A 15,576-nucleotide genomic window follows, 5' to 3' on the forward strand; every position below is an offset into this window, starting at 1 on the left:
AGGTGACGGGCGGTCGGGAGAGTGACAGGCCGAACAGAGGTTGGCATGACCTGCGGACGTGAGTCATGGGGTGTGCTTCAAAGATAGCAGCTAGCTTAAGACTGGAGTAGCGCACTGCCACCCCTCCCGATCGAATGAGCCTGGAGGAATTCCGGATAAATAGGGCCGAGAACGAGAAAGGGGGAGGGCAGAGAATCGGAGGATAGAAAGTGGCGGGAAAGGACGGTAAACGAGATGAGCAGAGAGAGAGGCGGGGGCGTTCGAGTGAGGAAGGGAATGTGGGGTGCGCTGAGCAAGGACCCCGAAGGTGAGGCCGTCGGCCGAGGAGGGAAGCGTGGTGGTGCAGCTCGCGCGCGCACGCGTGTCTTAGGGATAAAAGGGGCCCGCGCTGAAACGTGCTCTGACCTGCGATTTTGCGAGGGGCTATGTGTTGGCTCTGACACATCGACCTGGGGTTTTGTGCCTCGTCCGACACCAAGGGGTCCGATTTGGCCTCGGAAAGAGGGACAAATTGAGTTCGTGCTGGTCAGGTGCTCAGTGGTTCACGAGGGGGCGATCGGGAGTGTGTCGGCTCCGACACCAGAGGGCCACGCCGAGAGGGACAAAGGTCCCCGTGAGCGGGGACAATCTCAGCTAGGGTGCCGGGGACCATGCAAGATCGAGGAGCGGGAGCCAGGGTGGCCGGGGAAGCGAGGGGCTCCACCAGCAGGGGCCGGCGGTCGGCGAGTGGCGGTGAGCCGGTGACGTCGCCGCTGGCGGACAGCTTCGCCAAGGCGCTGGACCGGACGCCGCCGAGCCCGGGGCGGCCGGTGAAGTCGGCGAGCGTCGAGTACAAGTACCGCGAGCCCCACGATGCCTGGGGCCGCAGCGGGTACAGCATGGTGAGCAACGACTTCCTCGCGGACGTCCTGGCGGTGCTGATCGCCCGGTACGGCATGTCGCCCGTCCAGTCGGCCGTGCTGCTGTTCTGCATGGGCCGCCAGGTCGAGGGCCGTCTGAAGATCACCCACATCAAGGTCGCCCGCCACCTCGGTGTGGAGCGGGCGAACGTCACCCGGGCGCTGGGCAGCCTGGAGAACTGGCACATGATCCAGCGCCGGGCCAACTCGTGGATCGTGGTGAACCCGCTGATCTGCTTCAAGGGCAACGGCGACCTCCAGCGCGAGGCGCTGGAGCAGCTGCGGCAGGACGTGCGGGCCGCACTGAGGAAGCACGTCCCGGAGATGCGGGAAGATGTGGTCGCGCTGGAGCAGGCGGCGAGCGAGAGCTTCCCGGAGTTCGCCCGGCCGGCCGTGCCGGAGCCGCGCACGCGGCAGCTGGCGTTCGGCGACAACGACGACGTGGAGGAGCAAGCATGCTGATCCAAGCCACCCTCGGGTTCGCGCAGCTGCACCGTCTGGAGCTCCCCAAGGCCGCGTACGACCTTCTGAGCGCGATGATGGAGGTCCAGCGCCCCCGCGGCGAGGTGAACGCCTCACAGGCCGAACTACGGGCGCGGGTGGGACTCAGCAAGAACCGCACGTCGATCGCCATGAACCAGCTCGTCGAGCGGCACGTCGTCCTGCGGCCCGAAGGCCGCTACCGCAGCTACTTCATCCACCCGTACTTCGCCGGATACGCCGGCGTCGAGGAGATGGAGGAGGCGCTGCGCGACGCGACCGCGGCCATCCAGGCCGGCGACCTGGCGGCCCCCGCGGTCCCCGTCCCGCAGCGGCACCTGTCCGCCGTCCCCACCCGCCGCAGTGCCTGACCGGGCGCCCGGCCCGGGCGAGTTACACGACCTGGCCGCCGAGGCGGTCGCCGCCGTCTCCGAGGCCGCCCGCCGCGGCACCCAGCTCGGTGCCGCGGAGTTCACCGCGCTGCTGGTCCGGGCCGGGAGGCTGGAGGGGCCGGTGCTGCTGTCCACCGCCTGGTCCACCGGGACCATCACCGACGCCACCCTGGCCGTCCACGTCGGCCGGGTGTGGAGCATGGCCGAGTACCCGGACGCCGCCCTCGACCGCCCGGCCTGGAACGAGCTGTTCACCGCGGCCGGCTTCACCGCCGATGGCCGCACCGTTCCCCGCCCGGCCCAGCCGGTCACCCTCTGGCGCGGCAGCGTCCCCGAACGCCGCGCCGACTGGTCCTGGACCATCCGCCGCTCCGTCGCCAAGGGGTACGCCACCGGCACCGGCGCCCGCCGGCCTCGCACGGGCCGTCTCTACCGGACGGTCGCCCCGCCCACCGCGCTGCTCGCCTACAACAGCAACCGGGGCGAGGACGAGTACGTACTCGACACCACCGGACTGACCATCACCGAGATGCCCCTCACCGGCGCGTAGCGCTGCACCGGTCCGGCCGGGCAGCACCAGGCCGGGGCCCAGTGTCAACGCTCTCCGGCAGCAGCACACCGAGCAGCGCTACCCGAAGAGCAGCAGCACACCACGGTCCTGTAGTGGCTGACCTTGCATCCAGATCGGATCTGCGCAGATCCGTTGGATCTTGGATGTGGCTGTCATGTGCAGCGTTATGTCAGTGGGAATGCAGAGTCCGTCTCAATGGCAATGGCCGACCGGGGCGGGGTGGAGGACCTCTGCCGCCGTGTGGCAGTGCCGCACGGCGAGGAGCGGCGGACGTTCAGCGGGAGAACCAGCCGCGCCCGGCAGCGGCCGGGCGGGCGAAGACGTCGCCGAACTCTCCGTGTACGAAGGCCCGGATGGCCTCAGCGACCTGGTGGGCGCCAGCGGGGGACGCAGGAGCCATGACCGGCATGCGGCGGACGTGCATGCCGCTGAAGGCGAAGAACCAGCCTCCGTCGTTCGAGATGGCGACGAGGATGTCGGAGTCGCCGCTCCGTCCACCTCGTGGGGTGGCGGGGCCGCGGTCTACGACGACATAGTCGCGGCGTGCGCCGAGCTGGGCCCTGAGGCCGATCTCCTCGGAGACCAGAGCCTCGAACAGGAAGCCCGTCAGGGAAGTGATCTCCGCGTCGGTGCGCTCGATCTCCAGGTCGCGCTCGTACGGGCAGGCGGCAAGGTCGAGCACGCCTTCAGCCATGTTCTCTGTCCAGCTCCACTGGGCGGGCGGCACGGAGTGCTCACCGCCGATGGCCCACAGGCTGGTGAGCAGCTCGGCGGCGTGCTCCAGGACGCTCGGCACGTACAGGGCGGGGAGCCTATCGGCCGCAGCCTCGACGGCGGCGTACGCCTCGACGGAAATGATCGGGCGGTCGTCGGCGATGGAGCTGTAGGTGATGCTCATGCTTCCCTCTCATGTTGGCCCGGAGCCGGTGTCGACGGCCCCGGCTCCATGCTGTCGCCCCGTGGCGCCCGAGCGGGCCGAAATGGGGGACAAAGGTTCGTCTGGGCATAGCCGCCAAAGATGCAAGGTTGGCCTGACCAACCGGAGCTACGGGCGCCCAAGCTGAACTTCCACCCCGCTGTTCATGGTGGTTGTTCGGTGCAGCCTTCAGCCGCACCGGACAACCACCGAGCAACAACCCGGGAGCAGCGCTGCCCCGCTGCACACGCAGCACCAGGAGCAGCACCGCAGCAGCAACCGTGCTGCGCAGCGTGCTGCGCAGCGTGCTGCGAACGCAGCAGCACCCCGGGTACCGGGGTGGTCCGGGGCGCTGCTCGGGGTCTCGGGGAGGTTCTACGCCTCAACGTAGGCGACGACGGTGATGGTTCTGAGGGCGGTGACGTAGTAGATCACCCGGACGCCCTCGATCTCGTCGGTGTAGTCGCGCAGCAGGGTGTCCGGGACCGGGGTGCCGATCTCGGGGTTGGCGCTGATGGCGACGACCGCGCGGTCCAGGCGGTGGGTCTCCGCGGCGGTGAGCTTGTCGAGCTGGCTGAGCGCGGGCTCGACGATGACGACGCGGGCGCGGCGGGGGCCGTGGTCAGGCGACACGGGGCTCCTGGACGGCCAGGCGCTCCAGGTGGGTGTCGCGGGCGGTCTCCCACAGCACGCCGGTCTCCGGGGCCGGGTAGCCGTTCTCGGCGATGTCCTCCAGCACGGCCACCAGGACGTCGACGCGGGCGCGCTCTCCTGCGGCGTAGCGGCGGAGTGAGGCGGCGGCGTTCTCGTCGAGACGCTGACGGTCGGGCACGGGCGCGGGCGGGGTGGCCGGCTGCTCGCTCATCCGGGACCTCCAGGCGGTACGGGGCGTCGTGTCAGTTCACCGTAGCGCCGGGCGGGCACCGCGCGGGACCGTACCGGCGAACCCCCGGGTGCCCGGGGCCCCGCCGAGGGGATACGGGCGCGGGGGCGCGGGTGCTTACGCAGCGAGACGGGAAAGAGCGCGGCCAGGCGCTGTCCGGGAAGGGGTGTCATGCTGCGGCGGGGCTCTCTGGGGCGGGTCCGGGGCCGTGTTTCCAGGGCGGAACCGGCGGCGTGACACCCGGTGTGACAGCGGTTCCGGGCCTCCGTGACACGGGGTCCGTGGACAGCGTGACAGTAACCCTCGGTGAAAGCGGAGGAGTGAGGCTCCCATGTACCTCCCAGGCTCCCAGCTCGCCTCCGAGATCGTGGTTCCCTGGGGAAACGCGGGTCAACCTCCCAGACATGCAACCCAAATTGGACATTCGGGCTCTCAGGCTCCCAGCTCACCGACGCAGAGCTGGGAGCCTGAGAGGTCACGGGCGGTCATCTCCCAGCGGGCGCGGACGTACGCAGGGGCACTGGGCGCACGCGGCGCAGCCGGCGCACTCCAGGCAGAACGCGGCCGGCCACGTCCCGGGGCACGCGCAGATCGGGTTGTGGTCCGGGTCGTCGTCGCCGGGGTGGACCGTCTCGCCGAACGGGGGCTCCGTCCAGGCGATGAGCGTGCCGTCGGCAAGCAGTTCTTCGTGCCGGTGCCCGGTCTCGGAGTGCTCCGTCCATACCGTCGCCACCCTCTCGGCGCTCATGCCGGACCGCCGTCGACGTCGGCAGGCCCGGGGGCATGGGTCTGGGTGAGCCAGCGGGCGAGGCCAGCGGCGGCGTCCGGGTCCGCGCTGGCGATGCGTCCGACGAACGGCAGCTTGCTGTCGCGGCCGACGGCGCCGGTCGCGGCGAGTGCGGCCAGGAGCTCGGCGCGCGCCGTGACGGTCTCCGGCAGGCGGGTGCCTGCGGCCTCGCGGGCGGTCGGGTCGGCGTAGTGGCCGGAGCGGTCGGCGAGCGCTTGGGCGAGCCAGCCGTCGACCGCCGTGGCGTGGTAGTCGCCGCGCTGGACCAGGACGTCGCGGGCGGCCTCGTCTCCCGGCCGGCTCTGCACGGTCCGGTCGAGTCGGCCGGCTGCGGCGAGCTGTTCGAGTTTGTCGGCGCGGGCGGCGGCCTGCCGCTGCTCCTGGAGCTGCTGCTGCTCGGCCGCTTCGGTTCGCCGGTCGGCGGCGAGCTCGTCCTGGACGACGGCGTCGGCCGCCGGGTCGTAGATGCCGTCCGCGGATCCGAGGAGCTGGGCGATGCGCCGCCACTCGGCGACTTCGGCCGGGCCGCGTTCGTCGTCGGCCAGGTCCTCGCGGTCGCGGTTGAGGTGCTGCTCCAGCTCGGCGTTCTCCAGCGCGGCTGCGGCTTCGGCGGCCGTCATGCCGGTGGCACGGCGCCGGACTGCGGTGCGGCCGACCTTCGCCCAGTCCATCGGTCGGCGGGGCGGGGTCGTGCCGGGCGCCGGGATGTGCGGGCGTCGGCGGGACCAGGGAAGAGGGGTGCTCACACGGGCCTCCCAATCGTCACGGAGATACAGGCGGGAATTCCGGCTGCCGCGTCGCGTGCGGAAGCCTCGGAAAGATTTATAGCAGTCCGTCTTTTCGGGCGGGTCAGAACTTTATGTTCAGCCATTCCACATCGGAGAATCGCACCTCCAGGCGTGCACGGCCGCCGCCTGCCTGACGGAAATAGACGTCCGCGACGGCCTCCGCGACCGCGTCATGCAGATCGCTCTCCGTCGCACCCTCCTCTTGTGCGGCGAGGATGGCAGCCGCGTGGCGGGCAGGGACATCGACCATGATGTCCCTCACCCGGCCCGCGTCCGAGGTGCCCTCCGGGCCGAATCCGAAGTACGCCCGGCAGGAGATGACCAGTCCGCCCGAGGACGCCGCGCGCTGCCTGGCCTGTGCTCTGACCTGCGGCTGCCATTCCGCTTCGGTCTCCTGCGCCAACGCCTGGCGGAGGCGCTTGTTCGGCTTGGCCGAGGCACCCGAGAGGTAGCGCTGCACGGTCTTGCGGGAGACGCCCAGGCGCTCCGCCAGGCTCTTGGTGGAGCCCTTCTCCCGCGTGCGAAGAAATTTCATCTGGGCTCGCGCGGATTTCGGGACGGGCCGTGTGAACAGGGCCCGCTCCCCCCGGGCAAGACCGTCCAGGATCTTGGCGCGGGTCCGGGCCGCGCGGTTCACGTCTTCAGCAGTCATGTGATCATGAGGCCCGATCCGGCCTGTGGACAGAGGCCGACGACGGGGCGCCGTACGTGCCGGTCTGACCTGACCAAACTCCGGGACGGACAGACCGCCCCGGCCGTACGGTCACACCAAGACCAGTACCACCTGCCCAGGAGGCGTAGTGATCCCAGCACAACACCCCTATGAAGCGCGTTACAAGCAGGAAGAGAACGGCCGGACGGTCTACAGGAGCAAGCCCGTCATTGCCTGGGACGACGAGGGCCAAGCGCTCGTCGTTGATGAGCGCAGCGGTCGACTTGTCCCGGCGAACAACGGCCGCGCCTTCACCGGGCTCTCGGAAGGCGGGCACCCTGTTGTCGCCGCCATCCCCGGTGGTGGGTGGAGCGCTCGGTACAAGAACTCGGACGGCACGTTCACCGTGGACCCGCTGGTGGCCTGGACCGTCCGAAGCGACGGCATTCTCACCCCCGTCGACACCGACACCACCGGTCTGTGCGATGCCGTCACCGCCACGGGCAACTTCGATGGCCTCGTTGCCCCCGGAGCTGAGACGCCGACGGCACAACAGGACAGCTCGGCATGACCGGGCCCGGGCGGGGTGGACCCGGATCCCCAGTAGCCGGGCCGTCCGATTGCCCGGTGAGGGGTGCCGCGGGCATGCTGCGCGTTCCGCGAGGGGAAGGGGAGAGCGTGTCCGAACACGACGATGCGAGCGCGGCGGAAGCGGCGCTCAGGAAGGCCGTGGAGCGGTTGTGCGGCGATGGGCCCGGAGACGGCAGCGAAGCCGCCCAGGAGGCCGTCCAGGCCCTCGCCGACGGTTCCGGGAAGGCATGGACACCCGAGCAGGAGACGCAGATCCGGGCCATGGTGGACCAGATCCGTAAGCTGCGGGACCTGAACCGGCCGGGCGGGGGCTGGTGGCGCCGGCGCCGGGAGTGGCGGGCACGGGAGCGGCTCGTCGACATGATGGAGGCCGGTGGCCCGGAGCTCCTGAACGAGGCGGAACTGCGGCACTGGAAGAGCCTGGCCATGGTGGAGCTGTTGCTGGAGTTCGCGGGCAGTGCGATGAAGCAGGACGACGTGATGAAGGTGCTCGCCCAGAGGGAGGCGGTGAACGCCGTGACGTACGAGGACTACCGGCAAGCCAAGAAGGCGCTCGCCGAAAAGAAGGCCGCCGCTGGCTGAACCCTGGCCGGCGCCTCCCGCCAGCTGCCGAAGTCAGCCGTCAGCGGTCCCCGCTGGACACCCGGCGAACCGTCCTGACGTTCCCGGCGGCCTGCCGCGGCCGGGAACGTCAGCCTCAGCCGCCGGTGCCGCGCCAGGCTTCGGACTCCTCGTCCTCACTCAACTCGTAGCCTTCGGGGTAAGCGGCGTCTGCGCGCTCCCGGGCGGCCTGAGCGGTGGCGCGGACCTCGCGCTTCAGTCGGGTGAGCAGGGCGAGCGCGGGTTCATGGGTGATCGGGTCGACGATGTCGCGGGTTCGGGCCGTGTCCCAGTCGGCGACTCGCAGCGCGGTCTCCACCAGCAGCTGCGCCTCCTCGACGGCGACGCCGACGGTGTCGTCACCGTCGGCGGCCGTCGTGATCAGGCGGTTGCGGATCACCCGGGCGTTCTCCCAGCCGCGCCAGACGCCGTCCTGCTGGTCTGCGGTGCTGCCGCGGCCAACCCCCTGGGACAGCGGCGGGAAGGCGAGTACCAGCTCGGCAGCGGCGCGCCAGTCCGAGGCCCGCGCCTGCACCCGGGCCTCGGCGACGATGCGGGACCGCAGGCTCTCCACCCGCCATTGCCGCGAGCGTGCGTCGCGCTCCCGGCTCATGCAGTCCGGGCACAGCGGCGGCCCGTACCGGGCCGGCGGCTTCCAGGAGCGGCTGGTGCGCAGCAGTTCCGTGCCGCAGTCGGCGCAGAGGATCCCCGACGGCGCCGGGCCGATCGCGGCGAGCATGTCGTTGAGGTGGAGGCCGGCGGCCTCTGCGAGGGGGCGTCCGTGGATGCCGGGCTGCTGCCAGTACAGGTGCCTGAGCACGCCGATCAGGTCGGGGGCGTGGGCGGCATCCGCCTTGGCGTGCAGTCGCTCGACCTGCTCCAGTACGGCCCGCCTCGTGAGGTCACGCCGTTGCTCGGCTTCCGCGAGAACGGCTTCGGCTCCGGTGAAGTCACGGACGGACTGCTCAATGTCGCCCAGAATGTCGTGCAGGCTCTCCTCGCTCATGGCCGAGAGCATATGTACCAGGGCAGCCGCCTCTTCCGGGGCCTGTGACGGTGTCTGGGCCGTCGGCGTTGGACTCGTCGACGCGTGAACTCCGTCCCCCACGGATACGCGGGTGAGGCCCGGCACCGGGGCAGCAGCGCAGGGCCGGGCCTCTCGGCATCCAGGCACGCCCGGCCGCTGATCGGCAACAGGAGGGTGCGGGTTGTGCGTCAGGTACGCAACGAGCCGGACATCAGGCCCGGTGCACGATCAGCCTGCGGATATGGACAAGTTGATCGAGTTGGCTGGCACGCTCGCCACTGGGGCACTCGTTGCCGTCCTCGCGGCGTGGCTGACGACCCGCTCCCGCAACCGCCAGGAGCAGCAGGCTGAGATCGGCGCGCTTCGGGTGCAGGCGGATGCGATGACGGTGGCGGTGATGGAACTGCAGGGCGCGGCCACCACCAACCGGCTTCTGTGGGAGGGGCCGGCCGAGCGCGGCCGGACGTTCCTGCTGGCCGTGCTCGCCTTCGCCGGTGGTGCTGCCCGCGCCCGGATCGCCGGCGGCACCGATGCGCAGAGCGGGCTCGTGGGCTTCGGGCGCGCGGCCGAGCTGCTGAGCCGGGAGCGGGTGGCGAGCAAGCAGACCGTGGCCGCCGTGCGCGAGCCGCTCGCTCGGGCCGCCACCGCCGCCGCCCCACTCATGCGCTCCTCCGACCCGGCCGTCGTCACCGCCACCGAGCAGCTGCTGAACGCACTGTCGGACGTGGAGAACACCGCGCGCCTGGAGGCCGCCCTGGAGTCGTTCGGCCGGGCCGTCAACGCTGCCACCGCGCCGCGGCTGTCCTGGTGGACACGCCGCCGTGCAGCACGGACGAGCTGACCTCGACGGGCCTTTTCGTAGAATGCGAGACGCCGCGTCCCCGGCAGCTCGAATGCCGGGGACGCGGCGCTTGTGCAGATGCTGCGCTACAGGTCGATCCGGATGTGCTCCACGTCGGTGAACTCGACCCCGAGGCCCTGGGCCCGGGAGTTGTTGTCGCGGAAGTACATCTGGGCGAGGCCGTCGGCGGCGATCTGCTGGAGCTGCTTCTCGTTCGCGCCCTGCTCGCGGGCGGTGAACAGCCGGTCGGCGAATTCGGGCGGCAGGGCCTGGGTGATGTCGCGGATCCGGGCGTCGTCGGTGGTCCCCTCGGCGGAGGTGAACCCGAACCGGGCCCGGGTGGAGACGACCAGGCCGTCGGTGGAGGCCGCCTTCTTCCGCGCCTTCGCCTTGATCTGCGGCTGCCACCGCTTCCTGACCTCGCCCTCCATCCGGCCGCGCAGCTCCTGGCGGGGCCGCTTCAGCTGGCCCTTGACGTAGCGTTCCACGGTCCGCTGGGAGATCCCGAGCGCCTGAGCGGCGGCTTTGGTGCCCTTGAGCTGCTTGACCAGGTACTTCATCTGCGCCTGGGTGCTCTTGGGCGCGGGGCGGGTGAACACCTTCTCCAGTGCGCGGTCCAGGCTGTTCCCGATCGAGTCGGCCATGCCCTACTCCCCTTCTCCAGCGGTCGGGTCGTTCTTGATCAGGTTCGCGAGGTTGAACACGCCGCCGCGTTCCTCGAACTGGGCTTCCGCCCACAGGACGGTCTGGGTGCCCTGGTGCTTCACCATCCCGGGCGAGACCCCGAGCCGGAACGTGCCCGGCACCGGCTTGCCCTCGTCGGTGAGCGGCAGGATGTCCAGCGGCGACGGTCCGGGCGAGGGATAGACGATCGCGTCGGTACCGATGGCGACCGGGTAGAGGCCGGCCGCGGCGGCGGTCTTCATGAGCTTGCGGTGGATGCCGACGCGCTGGTTGGCGAGCACGGCGGCCCGGATGTCGGGGCGCCAGGTCTCCCGGGCGAGGGCCGGGTAGGGCTCGTAGTACGGCACCTGTCCGCGGTTGCGCTGCCGCAGCTTTCCGATCGCGCCCTTCGCCGTGGCCTTGATGGCGGTCTCCAGAAGCGCCATGGTCGGGTCGACCTGCTTGCGCCGGGCCATCGCGTCCAGGAACTCCTGGCCGCCGAGGCTGGTGGTGACGCCGAGGTCGGCCATCGTCTCGACGTACGCGTCACGGAGCCGCTTGTACCAGGGGTCCAGGTAGCGGCCGGTCTGGGTGCGGACGTACGCCTCGATGGGCGCGACGTCGAAACCGAGCTCGATCGCGTACTGGACGGTGGGGGTGGCGTACCAGGCCGGGCCGGTGGGGCGGTCGCCCTTCGGCGTGAACGGTGACGGGAGCCGGTCGCCGTCGACGGCCTGGCCGCCGATGTCGACGCGGGACAGGTCGACGTGGGAGAGGTCGACCAGCCAGGAGCCGGGCAGCGAGGCGTCGAAGCGCGGGTTGCCGGTGAGGTGGGTCGGGCCGTTCAGCCCGACCACGAGCCCGTTCGCGGCGGCGGCGAAGGACATGTTGATGTCGACGACGACCAGGTACGGGTTGGCGCACTCCTCGTCGGTCAGCGGCCGGCACCAGTCGTAGGGCTCCTCCATCAGCATCTCGGCAGGGGTGCGCAGGTGGTGCCGGGCGTACTTGCCCTTGAGGACCGGGTGCTCGTCGGGGACCTCGCACTCCACCACGGGGTGGAGCTGGGTGAGCGCGTCGTCGTTGAATGCCCGCTCGAACTCACCCGTCGCGGGGTTCTTCTCCGCGCGGGTCGGCGGCCGGAGCGCGGTCATCAGCTCCAGGCCGGTCGTCGCGGTGGTGCCGCGCGGGGTCGTCACCCGGGCCGCGTACAGGCCGAGATACCGGGCGAGATCCGCCGGGTGCATCGTCGGCAGCACCGGGTCGTCCTTCTTGTCCCACTCGCGGACGTCCAGAGCGTTCCAGGGCAGGACGCACAACTGGACACAGCGCCGCCGGGAGCCCTCCGGGTCGCGGTAGACGCGGGCCCACGGGCCGAATCCGCGCTGGGTGAGCTGAAGGCCGGCCTTGGCGATCTGCTTGACCACCTTGTGGCCCTCCGGGAGCCGCCCGGCCTGCCGCTCCTGGTCCGACAGGGCGGCGGGCAGGCCGTAGCGCTCCAGCGCGGCCGGGGTCAGGATCAGGATCGGGTCGGCGTCGCGGCCGTTGCGGTGCAGGCGGGCCTGCCCGAGCCGGGCTTCGGCCAGCGTCCAGTCGACCAGCGCCGGGATCGACTTGGCAGGCACGTCCAGGACCAGGCCGCCGACGCAGTACGCGGATATCTTCCCGTCCGCGTCGGCGTCGATCACCGCGAGCGGGCCGTTCTCGAAGCGCGGGTCGACGGCGGTCGGCGTGGTGGCCTTCTTTGCCACCGCCTTCTTCGCACCCGGGCGCCGCGACGACGCGGGCACCGGCTTGATGCTGCTGTTTGCCGCCGGGCGGGACGCCGGTACGGCGGCCAGCGCGGGGGCAAGCTCCGGGGCCGGACCGGTGAACGCCTCCGGGACCACCGGGGCCGGGACAGCGGCGGGCGCGTCGGCTGCCGGGGCGGGGAACCGCTGCGCGAGGCCCTCCAGGAGCCGGGCGTACGCGGCGCGCTTGGGCGGCCGTGGCTCGGTCCGCCCGGCCTCCCAGTTCCCCACGGCCTCCCGGCGGGCGTCCAGCGCCTTAGCGATCTGCGCCTGACTCAGGCCCGCCGCCTCCCGCAGACGCTTGCACTCCGCAGGGTCCGGCAGATCGTCCTGCGCGACTTGCTCCAGCAGCGCATCGACGGCGCTGAACAGCTCGTTCTCAGTGGACACAGAGGTCACCTCCAATAGACAGCATACCCGATCGCGCGTTGAGTCGCGCGCTCAATCGCTCATGAATCGAACGCGAATCGCGCATCGGGTTGGAGTGCAACACGCAGGCGGGTAAGCGGCGCAACGGCTGTTCATGCAGGTCAGGGCTGCAACACGGGGTGCGTTGCAGCACTGCGTCGCACCGCGCGTTGCAGACCCGGCGACCCGAAGCGCCGGGCGCGGCATGGCAACGGCACAGAACCGAGGCCGGCTGCCAGGCTGAGCAGGTCCGGCCCACGAGATGATCGGGAGCTCCACCATGCCCGTCGCGTTCCGCATCCGCTGCTGCCTGTGCGACAAGAACATCCCGCTCGCCGGGGACGCCGTCGTCCTCGACGCCGAATGGCAGCGCCGCTTCCCGGACATGAACGGCACGATCGCCTGCGAGACCTGCACGATCCGCAAAGGGTGGAACTGCTGCATCGGCCGCCAGGGCGCGTTCGTCGACGGGCACATCGCCGCGCCCGAGGGCATCGTCGACGTCGACTGCTGGAGCCACATCCTCGACCGCGGCACCCACCGGGCGGCCGTCCTGTGCCACCCGCGCTCCGGACTCATCCAGGGAGCCGAGCCGTACCTGCGCAGCGTCGCCGCAGGCCGGGGCACCCACCCCGACGTCGCCGCCGAGCTGCACGCAGTCCTTCAGGAGTGGGATGCCCAGGTGCCGGTTCCGGGCCCCGACCGGCTCCGCGCTTCGCGCAGCCACTCGTTGAACGCCCGCCGGTAGCTGGGGCCGGCCGGATCAGGGGCGCTCACGCCCCCGTTCGGCACGGGCTCCGGCCCGTCCCCGGGTCGCCACAGCGGCCCGGCGGCCGGGTAGGCCAGGGCGGTGTCCACTGCGGTGTCGTCCCAGTCCGCGACCGTGAACCCGGCCCGGGCGAGGCCCGAATCGTGGGTGGCATCCACGAGGTCCAGCGCCCGCCGATCAGGACCTCGGCCGCAGAGTGGACATCCTCACGGGAGACGAGCAGCCGTACCTCTGGTGGGTGGGGCGGGAGGCGGTAGAGCCACCACACCCGCCGTGCCGGACAGCCCAGTGCCCGGAATCCGTCGACCAGGTACGCGGACTTCGCCAGGCAGTCGCCCCGGCCGAACGCGACCAGCTCGGCGGCGGTGTGCGCGCCGTCCGTCGCGTACGGGACCGCCTGTACCCGCTCGAACAGCCGCAGCCGGATACGCCTGGCTTCCCCGTCGCCCACGTTCAGGGCCAGCCGAGGAGCCAGACGACGCGGACCCCGCCGCCCGGTTGGCGGCGGCAATGATCCGGGCCGTCTCCAAGCGGGCCTTCGCCGCCCAGGCCGCGGAGTCCGGACGCAGCGTCAGCTCGCCGGTGTCCGTCTCGTACCCGACCGCCGCGGTGTGCCCGGCGAGGCCGGGGCGATGGCCGCCCACCGTTCGCGCAGCGCGCCGCCGGCGGCCGGGAACTCCCAGGCCCGCTCGGCGATCAGCGCGCCGATCGCCGCACCGAGGCCCATCGGCTCGCGCCCGTCACGCCGCACCGCCGTACCGGTCCGCGGCTTCTTCTTCACCTTCGGGGCGCTGCCGTTCTTCCGGGCCGCCTCCATCGCGGCCCGCAGCGCGACCCGGGCCAGGTCGACCCCGAACACCTCGCCGCCGCTCACGCCTGCCCCCAAGTGGTGTGGAGGGCCAGGTGGCGGGTGTCCGCCAGGCGCTGCGCCTCGTCGACCAGCCGGTTGCTGAACAGCCTCCTCGCCGACGGTTCGCCGTACTGGTCGATGTGATCGAAAACCACGCCGTGGTCCTTCATCCCCCGCACCCGCCAGTCGCGGACCTGCTCGCGGGTCAGGTCCTCCAGGACGAGCACCTGCTCCTGGTCGACGCCGTCGACGACCGGGCCGGGCGCGGCGACCGGACGGGGCGCGGGCACCACCATCGGGGGCACCGGCGGGGCCGGGACATCGGCGGCTGGCTGCGCGGCCGCGGCTTCGGCACGGGCCTGAGCCGCGGCGGCCTGCCGGGCGCGGACCTGCTCCCACTCGGCCTCGCGGATCCACGCCTGGGCTGTCACGTCCTGGTGCAGCCGCCGCGCGGTCGCCGCACGGCGCTCGTCCTCGGAGGCGTTCGGCTCCGGTCGGCGCACCGCACGTCACCACACCGCTGCCGCTGGGGCCAGGACGGCCAGCCCACCGGGTCCTTGATCGGCCCGGCCAGCCGCATCTGCTCCTCCAAGCGCCGGGCGACCCGGTCGGCGAGGACCTGCGGCGCATACGCGCGGCCGACGAACCCAACCACCCGGGCCAGCTCGCTGCGGGCGGCGGCCTCGGCCCAGGAACGCCGGTGCCGGGACATTCCGAGGCGCTGGGCATCACGGCATTGGCCGCTGGCTGCACGGCGCTGTCCCTGACGGTCTTCCTGCCGTTCCGAGGGCTGGAGGCAGTGCTGGCCGGGGTCGAGCAGTACCAGGTGGTCACACCTCACTTTGCTGTGCTGCTGGTGCTGTTGCAGGGCCGATCCGGTGTTCCCTGAGTTCAGGTTGCTGGGGGTTCGTCGGCGATGAGGTCCAGAAGCTGGTCGGGGGTCAGAGTGGCCAGGTCCACGGAGCGGTCTTCGCGTACGAGGCGTGCCGTCGCTTGCTGAGCGTCGAGTTGTCGGGCGTGTTCGATGAGCTCGTCGGCGCGGCGTCGTTTGTGGATTCGGTCCGCGATGTCGGAGACCGCGAGCATGGCCGATGGTATGGACAGGACCAGTGCTGTCACCGCGATGGGGTCAAGGTCCTTGGTGTCCCGGCCGGTCGCCGTTTCCGCTGTCGGAGCTGGTTGGGGTGGGTAGCCCCAGCTCGTGGTCAGCGCGGCGACGCTCTTTGCGGCGGCTTCCGTGTCCGCTCCGACAATTTCGATGATCATGGTTTCTCGTTTCCGTCACCGGTGGATTTCAGCAGCTCTTCAAGCTCGTCAACAATGTCCGTGAGACCGATCTTGGCGGCAGCGGCTCGGCTTGCCTGAAGTACCTGTCGGGCCTGCCCGTGTTCACCCAATTCCAGCAGAAGCCGGCCCAACACAGTCCCGACAACCGCGATGCCATCTGGCCGTTGAAGCTGCAAAGAAAGCTCGAACGAGGTGACCAGCCTTGGCAGCGCCGCGTCGGTGTCCCGGCGGCGCAGATCGATTTGCGCAAGGTCCCAGTTGGCTGCCGCGATGCCATCCGTGTCGCCCAGCTGTTCGTTGATCTCCAAACGCCTGAGCTGCAATTCGAGGGCCCCGTCCACCTCACCCCGCTGCTGCAGAATGTCCGCGATCTTGCCCCAGG

General features: G+C 71.1%; 22 protein-coding genes. 8 read left to right on the forward strand and 14 right to left on the reverse strand.

Annotated elements, in window-relative coordinates; genetic code table 11:
• The first annotated feature begins 740 nt into the window (after positions 1-740).
• The 3 genes from FF041_RS40275 to FF041_RS05465 are packed head-to-tail and all read left to right on the forward strand — an operon-like array spanning position 741 to position 2,321.
• On the forward strand, positions 741-1,361 hold the full coding sequence (locus FF041_RS40275) for a replication/maintenance protein RepL (protein WP_194291940.1): 621 nt from the start codon (positions 741-743) through the stop codon (positions 1,359-1,361).
• Positions 1,355-1,750, forward strand: coding sequence for a hypothetical protein (locus FF041_RS05460; protein ID WP_153521262.1), 396 nt, complete (start codon positions 1,355-1,357; stop codon positions 1,748-1,750). Before FF041_RS40275 ends, FF041_RS05460 begins: the two co-directional genes overlap by 7 nt.
• Positions 1,743-2,321, forward strand: coding sequence for a hypothetical protein (locus tag FF041_RS05465; RefSeq protein ID WP_153521263.1), 579 nt, complete (start codon positions 1,743-1,745; stop codon positions 2,319-2,321). The genes FF041_RS05460 and FF041_RS05465 overlap by 8 nt, the downstream gene beginning before the upstream one ends.
• A 295-nt stretch (positions 2,322-2,616) precedes the next feature.
• Here the strand turns inward: FF041_RS05465 and FF041_RS05470 are convergent, their stop codons facing one another.
• The 6 genes from FF041_RS05470 to tpg (FF041_RS05495) all read right to left on the reverse strand — a co-directional run bounded on the left by FF041_RS05470 (position 2,617) and on the right by tpg (FF041_RS05495) (position 6,368).
• Positions 2,617-3,240: a hypothetical protein gene (locus FF041_RS05470; RefSeq protein ID WP_153521264.1), complete on the reverse strand. Its 624-nt coding sequence runs from the start codon at positions 3,238-3,240 to the stop codon at positions 2,617-2,619.
• Positions 3,241-3,633: 393 nt separating this feature from the next.
• Complete coding sequence (locus FF041_RS05475) at positions 3,634-3,891, reverse strand: hypothetical protein (protein ID WP_323391281.1); 258 nt, start codon at positions 3,889-3,891, stop codon at positions 3,634-3,636.
• Positions 3,881-4,123 (reverse strand): hypothetical protein, encoded by a 243-nt coding sequence (locus FF041_RS05480; RefSeq protein WP_153521265.1) that lies wholly within the window; start codon positions 4,121-4,123, stop codon positions 3,881-3,883. Before FF041_RS05480 ends, FF041_RS05475 begins: the two co-directional genes overlap by 11 nt.
• A gap of 493 nt (positions 4,124-4,616) precedes the next feature.
• Entirely contained in the window at positions 4,617-4,889 is a 273-nt protein-coding gene (locus tag FF041_RS05485; protein WP_153521266.1) for a hypothetical protein, read from the reverse strand.
• Entirely contained in the window at positions 4,886-5,674 is a 789-nt protein-coding gene (locus FF041_RS38810; RefSeq protein ID WP_323391283.1) for a hypothetical protein, read from the reverse strand. Before FF041_RS38810 ends, FF041_RS05485 begins: the two co-directional genes overlap by 4 nt.
• Positions 5,675-5,777: 103 nt before the next feature.
• On the reverse strand, positions 5,778-6,368 hold the full coding sequence (gene tpg, locus FF041_RS05495) for a telomere-protecting terminal protein Tpg (protein WP_153521267.1): 591 nt from the start codon (positions 6,366-6,368) through the stop codon (positions 5,778-5,780).
• A 148-nt stretch (positions 6,369-6,516) separates the two neighbouring features.
• Between tpg (FF041_RS05495) and FF041_RS05500 the strand changes: the two genes are divergently transcribed.
• Together FF041_RS05500 and FF041_RS05505 are read left to right on the forward strand one after the other, a co-directional pair.
• Positions 6,517-6,939 carry a hypothetical protein gene (locus tag FF041_RS05500; RefSeq protein ID WP_153521268.1) on the forward strand — a complete coding sequence of 141 codons (423 nt, stop codon included), beginning with the start codon at positions 6,517-6,519 and terminating at the stop codon, positions 6,937-6,939.
• A 107-nt stretch (positions 6,940-7,046) separates the two neighbouring features.
• Positions 7,047-7,541 carry a hypothetical protein gene (locus FF041_RS05505; RefSeq protein ID WP_153521269.1) on the forward strand — a complete coding sequence of 165 codons (495 nt, stop codon included), beginning with the start codon at positions 7,047-7,049 and terminating at the stop codon, positions 7,539-7,541.
• Between the two features lie 115 nt (positions 7,542-7,656).
• Here FF041_RS05505 and FF041_RS05510 read toward each other — a convergent pair whose 3' ends face one another.
• Positions 7,657-8,565, reverse strand: a complete 909-nt coding sequence (locus tag FF041_RS05510) for a hypothetical protein (RefSeq protein ID WP_153521270.1) — start codon at positions 8,563-8,565, stop codon at positions 7,657-7,659.
• 262 nt (positions 8,566-8,827) lie between these two features.
• On the opposite strand from FF041_RS05510, the gene FF041_RS05515 reads away from it, so the two are divergent.
• Positions 8,828-9,427, forward strand: coding sequence for a hypothetical protein (locus tag FF041_RS05515; RefSeq protein WP_153521271.1), 600 nt, complete (start codon positions 8,828-8,830; stop codon positions 9,425-9,427).
• Between the two features lie 86 nt (positions 9,428-9,513).
• Here FF041_RS05515 and tpg (FF041_RS05520) read toward each other — a convergent pair whose 3' ends face one another.
• Both tpg (FF041_RS05520) and tap read right to left on the reverse strand, forming a co-directional pair.
• Complete coding sequence (gene tpg / locus FF041_RS05520) at positions 9,514-10,071, reverse strand: telomere-protecting terminal protein Tpg (protein ID WP_153521272.1); 558 nt, start codon at positions 10,069-10,071, stop codon at positions 9,514-9,516.
• 3 nt (positions 10,072-10,074) lie between these two features.
• Positions 10,075-12,270: a telomere-associated protein Tap gene (gene tap, locus FF041_RS05525; protein WP_323391285.1), complete on the reverse strand. Its 2,196-nt coding sequence runs from the start codon at positions 12,268-12,270 to the stop codon at positions 10,075-10,077.
• 298 nt (positions 12,271-12,568) lie between these two features.
• On the opposite strand from tap, the gene FF041_RS05530 reads away from it, so the two are divergent.
• Entirely contained in the window at positions 12,569-13,036 is a 468-nt protein-coding gene (locus FF041_RS05530; RefSeq protein WP_153521274.1) for a hypothetical protein, read from the forward strand.
• Positions 13,037-13,061: 25 nt separating this feature from the next.
• Here the strand turns inward: FF041_RS05530 and FF041_RS40280 are convergent, their stop codons facing one another.
• From FF041_RS40280 to FF041_RS05545, 3 genes are all read right to left on the reverse strand, one after another.
• Positions 13,062-13,508: a transglutaminase domain-containing protein gene (locus FF041_RS40280; RefSeq protein WP_194291941.1), complete on the reverse strand. Its 447-nt coding sequence runs from the start codon at positions 13,506-13,508 to the stop codon at positions 13,062-13,064.
• A gap of 120 nt (positions 13,509-13,628) precedes the next feature.
• Entirely contained in the window at positions 13,629-13,931 is a 303-nt protein-coding gene (locus tag FF041_RS38820; protein ID WP_228388038.1) for a DUF721 domain-containing protein, read from the reverse strand.
• On the reverse strand, positions 13,928-14,410 hold the full coding sequence (locus FF041_RS05545; RefSeq protein ID WP_153521276.1) for a hypothetical protein: 483 nt from the start codon (positions 14,408-14,410) through the stop codon (positions 13,928-13,930). Before FF041_RS05545 ends, FF041_RS38820 begins: the two co-directional genes overlap by 4 nt.
• Positions 14,411-14,607: 197 nt before the next feature.
• Here FF041_RS05545 and FF041_RS05550 point away from each other — a divergent pair, with 197 nt between their 5' ends.
• Positions 14,608-14,796 (forward strand): hypothetical protein, encoded by a 189-nt coding sequence (locus FF041_RS05550; protein WP_153521277.1) that lies wholly within the window; start codon positions 14,608-14,610, stop codon positions 14,794-14,796.
• A 2-nt stretch (positions 14,797-14,798) separates the two neighbouring features.
• On the opposite strand, the gene FF041_RS05555 is transcribed toward FF041_RS05550, so the two are convergent.
• Both FF041_RS05555 and FF041_RS05560 read right to left on the reverse strand, forming a co-directional pair.
• Complete coding sequence (locus FF041_RS05555) at positions 14,799-15,173, reverse strand: hypothetical protein (protein WP_153521278.1); 375 nt, start codon at positions 15,171-15,173, stop codon at positions 14,799-14,801.
• Positions 15,170-15,576 (reverse strand): tetratricopeptide repeat protein (locus FF041_RS05560; protein ID WP_153521279.1); only part of this gene is annotated, 407 nt, incomplete at its 5' end. The genes FF041_RS05560 and FF041_RS05555, both read right to left, overlap by 4 nt.

Source organism: Streptomyces jumonjinensis, assembly GCF_009600885.1.
GTDB lineage: Bacteria > Actinomycetota > Actinomycetes > Streptomycetales > Streptomycetaceae > Streptomyces > Streptomyces jumonjinensis.